The organism is Arcobacter sp. CECT 8983 (genome assembly GCF_004118855.1).
Taxonomy (GTDB): Bacteria; Campylobacterota; Campylobacteria; order Campylobacterales; family Arcobacteraceae; genus Halarcobacter.
This window is the reverse complement of sequence record NZ_PDKF01000004.1, coordinates 173,647-186,968: the sequence shown is the minus strand read 5'-3', so window position 1 is coordinate 186,968 and position 13,322 is coordinate 173,647. Positions and strand designations below refer to the sequence as shown.

The following is a 13,322-nucleotide window of genomic DNA, read 5'->3' as shown; positions in this document are numbered from 1 at the left end:
CAAGGGAAAGAATCCCTTGTTTTATATTTGATGCTCAGTGTTTTTTGCTAATCTCTGTTTTTGAGAAAGATAAGAATTTAATGCACTTACATATGCATTAGCTGTTGCAAGCATTGTATCAACACTTAAACCATGCCCAACAAATGATGGTGAACTTTCATCAAAAACAACTCTTGTAGTAACTTTTGCTAAAGCATCTTTACCTTCTGTTACTGAAGTTACATTATAACTTTGTAATTCACCACTATATCCTGTAAGTCTGTCAATTGTTTTAAAGATTGCATCCATTGTTCCATTACCAATATTTGCATCAGTTAAAATCTCATCATTGTGTTTAATTGAAACTGCTGCTGTTGGAACACCATTTGAACAATCAGAGATTTGTAATCCTACTAATTCATAAATCTTAGCTTGATTTAAAGACTCATCTGTAATTAACATTCTTACATCATCATCTGTAACATCTTTTTTCTTATCAGCTAAAATTTTGAACTTCTCAAATGCAGAGTTTAACTCTTCATCACTTACTTTATCAAATCCTAACTGATTGATTTTATCTCTAAATGCTGCACGTCCAGAGTGTTTACCTAAGATTAATGTAGAATCTTTAATAACACCTACATCTTCAGGTCTCATAATTTCATATGTTTCTTGATGTTTTAATACACCATCTTGGTGAATACCACTTTCATGGGCAAAGGCATTTTTACCAACAATTGATTTATTTTGTTGTGGTTCTACACCTGTAATAGTTGCAACTAATCTTGATGTAGCATAGATTTCAGGAGTATTAATATCTGTATATAAATCACCAAAGGCATCACGTCTTGTTTTAATAGCCATAACAGCTTCTTCTAATGCTGAATTCCCTGCTCTTTCACCTAAACCATTGATTGTAACCTCAATTTGTCTAGCACCATTCATAACTGCTGCTAAAGTGTTTGCTGTTGCTAATCCTAAGTCATTATGGTTGTGAACAGAGATTCTTGCTCTATCACCTGCAAAATCAGATAACTCTTTTACCATTGCACCTAATTCTGTTGGTAATCTATAACCAACTGTATCTGGTAAATTAATAGTTGAAGCACCAGCAGAGATAACTGCATCCATAACCTCTTTCATAAATGGTATTTCAGATCTACCTGCATCTTCTAAAGAGAACTCAACATCATCAACAAATGTTCTTGCATATTCTACAGCATGAACTGCTCTTTTAATAACCTCTTCTTCACTCATCTTTAACTTATATTTCATATGTATTGGTGAAGTAGCAATAAATGTATGAATTCTATGTAAAGGAGCTTTTTGTACTGCTAAACCAGCTTGTTTAATATCATTTTCAATTGCTCTACTTAAAGAACAGATTGAAGATTTCTTTACTTGCTCTGCTATTCTAGAAACTGCATCAAAATCTCCAGGACTTGCAGCAGCAAAACCTGCTTCAATTACATCTACACCTAATTTTTCTAACTGTAATGCAACTTTGATTTTCTCTTCTGTGTTCATTGAACAACCAGGAGATTGTTCTCCATCTCTTAATGTAGTATCAAAAACTATAATTTTATTCTTATCCATAGTGTGTAACCTTTTAAAATGTAAAATATTATATCTTTTTTTATTTAAAAAAAGAAAAACTAAAACGTAAGATTGTTATTTTGTAATATGTTATATATTAGAGGAAATTTTTAAGAAGTAGAAGAGTGTTAACACTTTTTATAAAATAGTTTTTATAAAAATCAAATATTTTCATTGTACTCTCCCTTTAAAATTGTGAAGCTATTATAATCTTTTAATATTTTTTTGTCAAGAGCTACTTTGCCCTTGCAATAACTGTTTTACCAGCTTCTAGTTTTTTATTAAGAGTTATTAATAGCTCTTTTGATTTATCAATCTCAATAATTGCTTGTCCATGTAAAAATACACCAAGTTTATCACCCATTAGTGCTTCATTAGTATTTAAAACAATATCAGTTCCATATAATGAAGAGATTAATTCTATTTTCATATCTGAATAAATTAAAGTAGCTGTTTCATTTAATTTTTTTGCTTTTAAAGAATCAAGTAAAGTATGTAAACCTTTTTTTTGTTTCACTACAAAATTACCATTTTTAGGTGCTCTTAATATATGATTATCCCATAATGAAACATCAATATAAACTAAAGTTTTTGTTCCTTGCTTATCTATTGATGAGACATTACCAGAAACTGGACTTAAAATATCAGAGATATCGTAATCCTTTTGTAGTTTTTTATTTCTGTAAATGTATGTAAAAACTATAGTTAGTACAAAAAATACAAAAGTAAGAAACTCACAATCTAAAACTAAAAATATAAAAAAGGCTACAAATAAATATAGAATTTTATTTTGTCCCTCTTTTGCAATAAAACTATTTAACATATTTTTTCCCTAAAGTTTTAGTTTGATATTATCATCTTATATTTTAATAATTACTTTGTATCTAAGGTTAAGAATTTTTAAACTCTATTCTAAAAATACTTCCCTCTTTAGAACTTGATTTTAAATATAGTTTCCCACCCATGTTTTGTTCAATAATTGTTTTTGTCATATAAAGACCTATTCCTGTTCCTTTACCCTCTTCTTTTGTGGTAAAATATGGTTCAAAAATTTTATCTTTGTTTTTATCTTTGATTCCACCTGCATTATCTGAGATTTCAATAACTATTAAAGAGTTATCTTTAAATAGTTTAATTTCTATAAAACTATCTTTTGTATTATTTTCAATTAAAGCATCTTTTGCATTATTGATAATATTAAGTAAAGCTTGTGAAAGCTCATTTTCATAACCAATGATATTTATTCTATAATCAGGAAAATCTTTAATAATATTTATATCACTATTACTAAAACTAGTTTCCACTAAAGTAATAACTTTTTGAATACTTTTTTCTAATGAGAACTCTAATTTAAGCTTATTGGGTTTAAAAAAGTCTCTAAAATCATCAATTGTTTTAGACATATTATTTGTTAGCATTGTAGCTTTATTTACTGATTTCTCTAAATTTTCTTCATTTAAAGTTCCTGTATAAAAAGAAAACTTTATATTTTGAATAACTAAAGATAAAGCATTTAAAGGTTGACGCCATTGGTGTGCAATATTTGAAATCATCTCTCCCATAGCAGCATTTTTTGATTGTTGTACAAGCAATTGTTCTTGTTTTCTTTGTTTATTAACTTCTAGAATAACTTTTTTTTCTAAACTTTCAATCAATAACTTCTCTTTTTGAATTTGTTCTTGAATTTTTGAAGCCATATTATTAAATGATTTTTCAAGTTTCCCTATTTCATCATTACTTGTAACATCTATTCTATAATCTAACTCATTCTTTGCAAACTTATTTGTTCCAAGTAAAAGCTTTTCAATTTTTTTACTAATATAAGAAGATAACCATAAAGCAATCAAAACAACCATAATAACCATAATTACAGTAACAATAGAGAGTTCATTTATTAACATTAAAATAAATTTATGAATTTCAAGTCCATTTTGACTTACTACTTTTTTCATGTTCTCTTTTTGTTCATTCAAAATCTTAGTTACACTTCTTTTGGTCTCATTTGCAGCAGCATGAAATTCATCTACATTTGCTCCAATTGTTACAAAACCAAAACCTCTTTTTGAATTTGCATATTGCCCAGTATAATATGGAATAGTTGCTGCTGTAGTTAACTTCCAAACATTACTCCAATATATTATAAAAGAACCAAAACCACCATTTTTTGTGAGCTCCATCCAACCATGACACTGTGGAGCAAAATTTAAATATCTACAATCAAGACCTATATTCCCATCTTTTAATACTTGTTCTAAATTTGGTTTTTTATCCAAAGATTGATTATCAAAAGATGGATATTTGTTTAAAAACTCATTTATTTCTAAACCTGAAGCCTTATATTTTAATGCTAAATCTTTACTTATCCATGGCATTGCTCTTTTGCCACTATTTTCATCATAACCACTTATAAAATAGTCTCTTATATGTGAGATATTTCTTCCTTTACTATCCCACATAAAAGCATAATTTCCACTCCCAGCATCTACTATGTCTTGAACTAAATTCTTACTTGTAGGATTAATCGTATCAGTAAACTGCATAATATGCTCGTGATCTAAAGCTAAAGAAAGAAATCCTACTTTTTTTCCATTTTTAAAGACAGGAGTTACAAATCTAATTATTCCTTCAAATTTTTTACCTATAGGATTTTCTTTTCCTGCATAAGCTGACTTTGTAGGCTCAAACTTTATATTAGATTTTTTTGTTTTTATTTTGCTATAATTTCCTATTATTTTAGAACCTACATATTTACCAATTACATTAGAAACATATATTTCCCCTTCTTTTAGTTCTTTAACTTTATCAAAATAGTTTTCCGCTTTAATATATGTGTTTGTTTTTTTAGAAATATCTTTTAACGTTTTATTAATTGAAGAGACTTTATAAACTTCTTTTCCTTTTAAAGTAAAATACGTAATCTCTTTATATAAAGGAATACTTCTTTTTATTAACTCTTTAGGGTCAGTAAAACTAAACTCCTTTTTATTTTCATTTAAAATCTTTCTTGAAGTATCAAGCTTATTTTTTATAGAGACATTTTTAGGTACCCATTCATTTATATTATCATCATAAACATACTCATCATGTAAAATAATAGTTTTGTTTTTAGATTTATAAAAATTTTCTAAAAGCTTTTGATTTATATTCATTTTAGATAAGAATAATAAATCTTCATCTCTTTGATAAAGAAATTGTGCTACACTATTTGCTATTTGATGGGATAAGCTTTCTAAAGATTTTTGAGATTTTTTATCTAAGTGTTTTATACTATCATCAATTGATAATTTTGCAGTTTGATTAATAATATTTTCACTCTGTGTAAAAAGATAATCTGTACTATTTTTAATATACTTATCTATTTGAATAACACCTTTATAGGCTAAATATGAGATTAGTAATAAAGGTATTATTTTTATAAATACAAATATTAGTATTAATTTAATTTTAATACTTAGATTTTTCATTTGTTACTTTCAAATTCATCTTTATATTTTTCTTTAACATATAAAAATTCATCTAAATTATCAAAAAATATTTTTACTAATTTAGGATCAAAATGTTTTCCACTTTGTTCTTCAAAGAGCTTTAATATTTTTTCTAAAGGCCAAGCTTTTTTATAAATTCTATCACTTCCTAGTGCATCAAAAACATCTGCTATTGCTGTTATTCTTCCATAAATATGAATTTCTTCACCTTTTAAACCTAAAGGATACCCAGAACCATCCCATTTTTCATGATGAGTATAAGAAACAATTGCTGCTGCTTGTAAAATAGGTCTTGCTGAGTTTTTTAGAATTTCATAACCTATTTCAGAATGTGTTTTCATAATTTTCCATTCATCTTCATCTAGTTTTCCTGGTTTATTTAAAATCTCATCGGGTATTCCAACTTTTCCTATATCATGCATAGGAGAAGCAGCAAATAAACGATTTTCTTCTTCAAGAGACAAACCATATTTATGTGCTAGTATCTTAGAATAAGTTGCCACTCTTTTTACATGATTTCCAGTCTCTTTACTTCTTGTTTCTCCTACTTCACCCAATCTATAAATTAATTCTCTTTGAGTATCTTCTATTTCTTTATGAAGTATCTCTATATCTGTAATATCGTGCCTAACTCCCATATATTCATATACTTCACCATTTCTATCTAAAAGTGGATATGAAATGGCATTACAATAAAATAAAGAGCCATCTTTTTTTTGATTTATAATTTTTCTTTTTAAAACTTTTTTTTCACTCATTGCGTTAAACATTTCATCTATATCTTCTTCATACTCTTCTAATCTCATATTTTTGTTTCTTAAGATAGAATAAGGTTTCCCAATAAGTTCTTCTTTTGAATATCCGCTCCCTTCACAAAAGGCTTCATTTACAAAGCTTATATTTCTATTTAAATCTATTCTAATTATCATATTAGATTTATCAACAATATCTTTATAAGTTTTAGCAACTCTTATTGAATCTTTTAAATTAGTTGTAAACTTTTCATTTCTATTTTTAAAATACTCTTTTGACATTTCAAGTTCAGTAATATCATTTCTTAAAGCAATAAACTCATCTATTTCCCCATCAATATTTACTATGGGCTTAATAATAGTATCCACAATATAGTAGTCACCATTTTTCTTTTTATTTTTGATTTTACCTTGCCAAACTTTTTTATTTAAAATTGTATTCCACATATCACTAAATATTTCACTTGGAGTATCTTCATGACGAATTATATTATGAGATTTACCTAGAAGTTCTCCAATCTTATAACCTGATATTTCTTCAAAAGGTTTATTTACATAGGTTATAACTCCATTGATATCTGTTTTTGATACAATTGATCTTTCATCAACAATACTTTTATACTGCTCAAAAGTATTTAAAATTCTTTTATTCTCTTTTTCCAAAATTAAGTTTTTTGCACTTTCAATCATAATTTCAATAAGATAATTTAGATCTAAAGGTTTTGTTAGATAATTTCCTAAGTTAAGTTTAATTGCTTCTAATAAATATTCAGTATCATTAAATGCAGTTGTAATAATAATCTTTGCATCTTTATTAATTTCTCTAATGGCATAACTCATCTCTAAACCATTCATTTTAGGCATTTGAATATCTGTAATAATTAAATCAATTTTATTGTTTTTATAAGTTTCTAAACCCTCTTCACCATTTGATGCAATAAATAAATTTTTAACTTTTCCAGACAAGAAAAACTCTAACTCTTCTTGAATAAACTTATCATCCTCTACATAAAGGACATTTAACTCATTTAAAAAGCTTAACTCTTTTTTCATTTGAAGCATTTATTTCTCCTTAGAAATAGGAATATTAATATTAAACTTAAGTCCATTATCAATATTTTCTGCAATTAATTTTCCATTCATACTATTTTCAATTATCATTTTAGACATATATAATCCAATACCAGTACCATTCTCTTTTGTAGAAAAGTATGGATCAAAAATTTTTGGAAATATTTCATCCTCAACTCCCCCTGCATTATCTTTAATTATTATAGTAATTTCATCATCACTATTAAAAAAGTCAATATTAATCAATGGCTCATTTATCTGTTTTTCTACAAAAGAGTCTTTTGCATTTGTTAAAATATTTACTATCACTTGAGAAAACTCATTTTCAAAACCATAAGCTTCACACTTTATATTCCGTGGATCAAAATCAATTTTTATTTTTAATGTTTCAAAAGATGCATCGACAATTCTTATTGCTTTTTCTACTGTATCATTTACAGAAAACTTATGTTTAATTTTTTCAGGTTTAAAGAAATTTCTAAAATCATCAATTGTTTGAGACATATTTGAAGTGAGAAACATTACTTTTTTTACACTTTTTTCCATTTGTTCATCATTTAATTGATTATTTTTGTATAAAAAATTTAAATTTTGAATAATTAAACTAACTGCATTTAAGGGCTGTCTCCATTGATGTGCAATATTAGATATCATCTCTCCTAAAGCAGCAGATCTTGATTGTTGTATCAATAAAGCTTCATTTCTTTGGCTTTTTGATAACTCTTCTTGAACTTTTTTTGTCAAGTTTTTATTAAGCTCTTTTAACTGCTTATTTAATCTGCGTGCTTCTTTAACTCTTAAAAGTGCATACACTATTAAAAAAGGTGAAAGTATTAATAATAATAAAAATACTTCATCTAATTCATACTCTTCATGGGTATTTAGATACTCTATAAGAAATTCAAAACCATCATAGTGTCCTAGAATAACCCAAAAAAATAATCCTAATAAAAGGACTATTATTAAATCACGGACTGTATTTAATTTATTAATCATATGCTAATCCAATTTATTTATAGATAATAGTACCATAATAAATGTAACATGTTTATTTACAGTTTAAAGATATTTTTATTTTATAATAAAAAGTAAGGAAAACCTTACTTTTTAATCAGGATATATTTTAGAAGGATTTTATTTAGTATCGTCTTTAGTAGTATTATTTTCAGTATCTGAAGAGTTTGATTCTTCAGTTAAATTATCTTCTTTTTTATTTTCTTCTGAATTTTCAGTTTTTTCTTCTGAATTTTCTTTACTATCATCTTCATTTAAAGCTTCTGTGTGTAAGTCTTCATCTTCAAAAACCTCTCCACCATTTTCTTTAATGATTTCTCTTACTCTTTCACCCGTTATAACTTCAATATCAAGAAGCTCTTTAGTCATTTGCTCAATTGCTTCTTTATGATCTCTTAACTCTTGTAAAACAGCTTGATATCTTTCATTTAGTAATGACTTAACAAAATCATCTAAGTTTTTAGCCATTTCATCTGAGAAATCTTTTTGTGTTTGACCACCTAAGAATTGATTTTGTCTTTTTTCTAAAACCATAAGACCTGCAACATCACTCATACCATAAATAGAAGCCATTGATTTAATAATATCAGTCGCTCTTTCAAGGTCATTTCCTGCCCCTGTTGAAATCTCACCAATAAATACTTCTTCAGCTGCACGTCCTCCAAGTAATGTATCAACTTCAGCAATTAACTCATGTTTTTGCATTAAGTATTTATTCTCTTCTGGAGTATTTAATGTATATCCTAAAGCTGCTAAACCTCTTGGTACAATAGATACTTTATTTACTTTTTTTGCACCTTTTGTAATCTCAGCAATTAAAGCATGTCCAGATTCATGATATGCAACAATCTTTCTCTCTTTTGGAGAAATTCTTCTTGATTTTTTCTCTAAACCTGCAATTTGTCTTTCAACTGCTTCTTTAAAATCACTTGGTTCAACTACTTCTTTTTTTGCACGCCCTGCTAAAAGTGCTGCTTCATTGATAATGTTTGCTAAGTCTGCTCCTGCAAGACCTGCTGTCATCTTTGCAACTTCTTTTAAGTCAACATTTTCACCTAATTTTACATCTTTAATATGAACTTTAAGAATTTCAATTCTTCCTTCATAATCAGGTTTATCAACTAATACTTGTCTATCAAACCTTCCTGGTCTAAGAAGTGCTGGGTCAAGAACTTCTGGTCTATTTGTAGCAGCTAATACAATAACAGGTGCTGACTCAGTTGAGAAACCATCCATTTCTGCTAGAAGTTGATTAAGTGTTTGTTCTCTCTCATCATTTCCACCCATTGGACCACCACTAGCTCTACTTTTACCAATTGCATCAATTTCATCAATAAAAATAATTGCAGGAGCTGCTTTTTTTGCTTGTTCAAAAAGGTCTCTAACTCTAGATGCACCAACACCAACAAACATTTCAATAAATGCAGAACCTGAAACAGAAAGAAATTCAACATCTGCTTCACCAGCAACTGCTTTTGCTAACAATGTTTTACCAGTACCTGGAGGTCCTACTAATAGAACACCCTTTGGAATTTGAGCTCCAAGTTTCACATATCTTTCTGGGTCAGATAAGAAGTCAACAACCTCTTGTACTTCTTCTTTTGCTTCCTTATTTCCAGCCATGTCTTCAAATTTAACTTTTGGCTTTTCTGAATTAATCATTTTTTTAGAGCTTCCAATTCCAAGGATTCCTCCTGAACCTCCACCCATAGATTTAGACATTCTTCTTGCTAGGAACATCCAAATTGCAAAGAATATAAAGATTGGTAAAACCCATCCAAATAATACATCAGCTAATAAATTCTCTTCATTAATACCACCATAAGAAATACCTTGTTTTTCTAATGTAGAAATTAATGTTTCATCAGGTACTACTCTTCTTGCTGTATAAGTAGTAACTTGTCCATTAGTTGGCTTACTTACTGCTTTAATTTGAGTATTTCCAATTCCTACGTATTGAATACTTCCTTCAGAAATTAAGTTCTTAAGTTCTGAATATGCAACAGTTTTCTTTTTAGCTTGTCCATAAGAAGCTATATTTTGATTTGCAACATTTCCCATTTGAGAATTTCCCTCAGGGAAAACTGCTTTAAATACAAAAATAGTAACTATTGAAAAAATAACAAATACTAATAATGGATTATTGTTAAAAAAGTTATTATTGTTATTATTATTGTCTTGGCCATTTTTATCTGGTCGATTCTTCATTTAAATTAACTCCTGTTTTTAAATATTACTGTTATCCACTCATTTTTATGAATAAGCTCTAACTGTTCTAGTTTTTCAAATTTTTTAAGTACCTTATCTTTATGTTTATCTAAAATACCTGATATAACTAGTATACCATCATCTTTTAAGCATTTTTTTAAATCATTATGAATAAATACTAATACATCTGCAACAATATTTGCTATTACCATATCATATTTTTTATTTTTAATACTATTTGCAGACCCCACCCATGAATCATTAAACTTTGCATTATTTAATATAAAATTTGCCGCAGTATCTTTTATGCAAACTTCATCTGTATCACAAATATCTACTTTGCATCCAAGTTTTGAAGCAGCAATTGCTAAAATTCCACTTCCTGTTCCTACATCAACTACATCATAATTTTCTTTTGCATAAGAACTAATTGCTTCAAGGCAAGATGACGTAGTTTCATGATGTCCTGAGCCAAATGATAAAGCTGGATCAATAATAATATCTATTTTATCATCTCGTTTTTCTTCCCAAGATGGTCTAATAAAAAATTTACCAACTTCAACTGATTTCACAGATTCTTGATATTGCTTTATCCAGTCTTCATTCTCTTTTTTTGTTAATGTCATTTTGCAATTTATATTAATAGCTTTTGAGAATTTTTCAATTCCTTCTTTTATATCTTCTAAATCATCTTCACTTCTTGCAATAATTTTTCCATTACACTCTTCTATTGCTTCATTAGTTAAAGATACAACTAAATCTAGAAATACTTCATATTCATTTTCTGGTTCAACTATTAGCTCATAATAAAAATCTGTCAATTTTTTCCTTATATTTTAAATAACAACTATTCTAACGAAATAGCTTTTAAAAAAAGTTTTCTATCATATCTCGCATAACTTTTTTATCATCTATACGATTAATTATATCTCTAAATTCTGCTGCACCTTGATAGCCTTTAGAGTATGAATGTAACAGTTTTCTAAACATTACTGCTCCATGAATACCATGAAAATCAATTACTGCATCAAAATGTTCTAAAATAATTTCTCTTTTTTTATCTGAACTAATGTCTTCTATTCCATGCTTTAATTGATAAAATATCCAAGGTTTTCCTATTGCACCACGTCCAATCATTACACCATCAGCATTAGTATACTTTAATACATCTTGAGCTTTCGTGTAGTCTTTGATATCTCCATTTGCAATAACTGGAATAGAAACTGCTTCTTTCATTGCTTTAATTGCATCATAATCAACAGGAGCTTTGTATTTACCTGCTCTAGTTCTACCATGAACTGATACAAAATCAACACCACAAGCTTCAACTGCTTTTCCAATTTCAACTGGAATTTTTGTATCAACCCCTAATCTTACTTTTGCACTTGTATATTGTTTTTTAGAGTATTTTTTTACTGTACTTAAAATTTCTTCCAACTTATTTAAATCACCTAAAAGGTTAGAACCTGAACCATGATTAAAAACTTTGGGAGCTGGGCAACCACAATTTAAATCAATACCATCAATTCCTTCAATATCATTAAGAATTTCAACAGCATCTCTTACTAGTTCTGGTTTATTTCCTGCAATTTGTACAATATAAGGATCTTCTTGGGGTGATTTTTCAATCATTTTTCTTGTTTTTTCTGATTTATAAACAAGGGCATTTGATGAAATCATTTCTGAAATAGTTATATCAGCACCAAATTTTTTAACAACAGATCTAAAGGGTAAGTCTGTATATCCTGCAAGTGGTGCCAGCACAATAAGTGGCTGGCTAAAGTCAATTTTTTTTGTCATTATTAATTTATTTTAGATATATCTTCTAAAGAGTAGTGTTTCCCTGCATCTTTTAAATCTAATACTGCTCTAATAGCTTTATGTTCATTATCATTATATCCTGATAATAGATCCTTTAGCTTTTCAATCATTTCAAGCTCTAATAGAATATAAAAGTATGCACCAGCTGCTGTTTCATTATCATTTGATAATGTTTCAAAAAGGTCTAATAATTTGTCTGGGTTTAATGCATCTTTATATAATTTTGCAAGAATTAAAAACTCTTGTTCTGTATAGTTTAAACTTTTAGTAATCTTTTGAATCTCTTCTTTTGATAATCCAAATTCCTGATTATCTATATCTTTTAAAAATAGTTTTAAAGCCATGTCTTTTGTTAATTTTACATCTGAGTAAACTTTTTTAACAGTAGTCATACTTTTATTTTCTAATACAGTATAAAATGCTGCTTTAACAACTTCTTCTGAAAAATTGTCATGTTTTTTTAATACATCAACAGCATAATCCATTTGTTCATTTACTTTATTTATTAAATTCTTTTTAGCTAAATTTGAATCTGGATTTAATTTTAGACTTTTATCGGCAACATATTTTCCTGCTTCAATATCTTTTATTGAAGATACAATGTTATTTAATTCTTCATTTGAAGAAGTAAATGTACCTTCTTTTACAGATACATCTAATTGTTTTAAAATTGATGCAAGTCTTTTGTAACCTTTTGTTTTAAATCTTCTTTTTTCTTCTTTTTGAAGTAATAAAGATTTTATTGTTTCAACAATTGATTCTTCATCTTTTGTAAAATTTCTAGCTTTTAAAAAATTTAGTGAACTATAAAACATTAAATGTAGAACTGAAAAAAAGAATAATACTAAAACTGGAATTATTACCCATAAAACAATTGGTAACTGCATAGTATAATCTAAAACTTTAATTTCATAACTACCACTTTCTACACTATAAATATAAAGTGATACAGCAATTATTAATAGAAGGGAAAACCCTATATATTTTTTAAGTCCCACATAAAATCCTTTTTATTATTGTTCTTTTTCGTGAATCTCTCTACAAGGAGTACAATACTTAGCAAAAGGTTTAGCTCTAAGTCTTCCAATAGCAATTGACTCATCGCACATTTCACAAGTACCGTAAGTACCTTTTTCAATTCTCTTTAATGCATCTTCGATCTCTTTTAACTCTTTTATTTGCTGGTTAGCAATAATTCCTTCTTTGAAACTATCACTTGAAACCTCTGCATAATCATATTCATCATTACACTCAGAGTTTTTTAAAGAATCGATACTATCTCTACTACCTTGAATATTTTGAGTAATTAAATCTCTTCTTTCTACAAGAATATTTTTCAACTCTTCAATCTGTTTTGCATTAGCCATATTATACCTTATTTAAAAAATTTTGCAAT

The 13,322-nt window shown here is 27.6% G+C and carries 10 protein-coding genes; all 10 read right to left on the bottom strand.

The window, feature by feature from the left end; genetic code table 11:
• Window positions 1–21: 21 nt before the first annotated feature.
• The 10 genes from CRV01_RS03770 to dksA all read right to left on the bottom strand — a co-directional run bounded on the left by CRV01_RS03770 (window position 22) and on the right by dksA (window position 13,293).
• Window positions 22–1,575, bottom strand: a complete 1,554-nt coding sequence (locus tag CRV01_RS03770) for a 2-isopropylmalate synthase (RefSeq protein WP_129006913.1) — start codon at window positions 1,573–1,575, stop codon at window positions 22–24.
• Window positions 1,576–1,810: 235 nt separating this feature from the next.
• Entirely contained in the window at window positions 1,811–2,398 is a 588-nt protein-coding gene (locus CRV01_RS03765; RefSeq protein WP_129006912.1) for a hypothetical protein, read from the bottom strand.
• 67 nt (window positions 2,399–2,465) lie between these two features.
• Window positions 2,466–5,039: an ATP-binding protein gene (locus CRV01_RS03760; protein WP_129006911.1), complete on the bottom strand. Its 2,574-nt coding sequence runs from the start codon at window positions 5,037–5,039 to the stop codon at window positions 2,466–2,468.
• Complete coding sequence (locus tag CRV01_RS03755; protein ID WP_129006910.1) at window positions 5,036–6,874, bottom strand: PAS domain S-box protein; 1,839 nt, start codon at window positions 6,872–6,874, stop codon at window positions 5,036–5,038. The genes CRV01_RS03760 and CRV01_RS03755 overlap by 4 nt, the downstream gene beginning before the upstream one ends.
• Complete coding sequence (locus CRV01_RS03750; RefSeq protein WP_129006909.1) at window positions 6,875–7,879, bottom strand: sensor histidine kinase; 1,005 nt, start codon at window positions 7,877–7,879, stop codon at window positions 6,875–6,877.
• Between the two features lie 138 nt (window positions 7,880–8,017).
• Window positions 8,018–10,105 carry an ATP-dependent zinc metalloprotease FtsH gene (ftsH, locus tag CRV01_RS03745; protein WP_129006908.1) on the bottom strand — a complete coding sequence of 696 codons (2,088 nt, stop codon included), beginning with the start codon at window positions 10,103–10,105 and terminating at the stop codon, window positions 8,018–8,020.
• Window positions 10,106–10,110: 5 nt separating this feature from the next.
• Window positions 10,111–10,926: a 50S ribosomal protein L11 methyltransferase gene (locus CRV01_RS03740; RefSeq protein ID WP_129006907.1), complete on the bottom strand. Its 816-nt coding sequence runs from the start codon at window positions 10,924–10,926 to the stop codon at window positions 10,111–10,113.
• Between the two features lie 46 nt (window positions 10,927–10,972).
• Window positions 10,973–11,905 (bottom strand): tRNA-dihydrouridine synthase, encoded by a 933-nt coding sequence (locus tag CRV01_RS03735; protein WP_129006906.1) that lies wholly within the window; start codon window positions 11,903–11,905, stop codon window positions 10,973–10,975.
• Between the two features lie 2 nt (window positions 11,906–11,907).
• A complete protein-coding gene (locus CRV01_RS03730) occupies window positions 11,908–12,924 on the bottom strand; it encodes a hypothetical protein (protein ID WP_129006905.1) in 1,017 nt (338 codons plus the stop codon).
• Window positions 12,925–12,939: 15 nt separating this feature from the next.
• On the bottom strand, window positions 12,940–13,293 hold the full coding sequence (gene dksA, locus CRV01_RS03725; protein WP_129006904.1) for an RNA polymerase-binding protein DksA: 354 nt from the start codon (window positions 13,291–13,293) through the stop codon (window positions 12,940–12,942).
• Window positions 13,294–13,322 lie beyond the last annotated feature (29 nt).

Bases quoted from the DNA above. Each gene is read 5' to 3' on its own strand.
- CRV01_RS03770 (WP_129006913.1), bottom strand. From the start codon at position 1,575: ATGGATAAGAATAAAATTATAGTTTTTGATACTACATTAAGAGATGGA.
- CRV01_RS03765 (WP_129006912.1), bottom strand. From the start codon at position 2,398: ATGTTAAATAGTTTTATTGCAAAAGAGGGACAAAATAAAATTCTATAT.
- CRV01_RS03760 (WP_129006911.1), bottom strand. From the start codon at position 5,039: ATGAAAAATCTAAGTATTAAAATTAAATTAATACTAATATTTGTATTT.
- CRV01_RS03755 (WP_129006910.1), bottom strand. From the start codon at position 6,874: ATGCTTCAAATGAAAAAAGAGTTAAGCTTTTTAAATGAGTTAAATGTC.
- CRV01_RS03750 (WP_129006909.1), bottom strand. From the start codon at position 7,879: ATGATTAATAAATTAAATACAGTCCGTGATTTAATAATAGTCCTTTTA.
- ftsH (WP_129006908.1), bottom strand. From the start codon at position 10,105: ATGAAGAATCGACCAGATAAAAATGGCCAAGACAATAATAATAACAAT.
- CRV01_RS03735 (WP_129006906.1), bottom strand. From the start codon at position 11,905: ATGACAAAAAAAATTGACTTTAGCCAGCCACTTATTGTGCTGGCACCA.
- dksA (WP_129006904.1), bottom strand. From the start codon at position 13,293: ATGGCTAATGCAAAACAGATTGAAGAGTTGAAAAATATTCTTGTAGAA.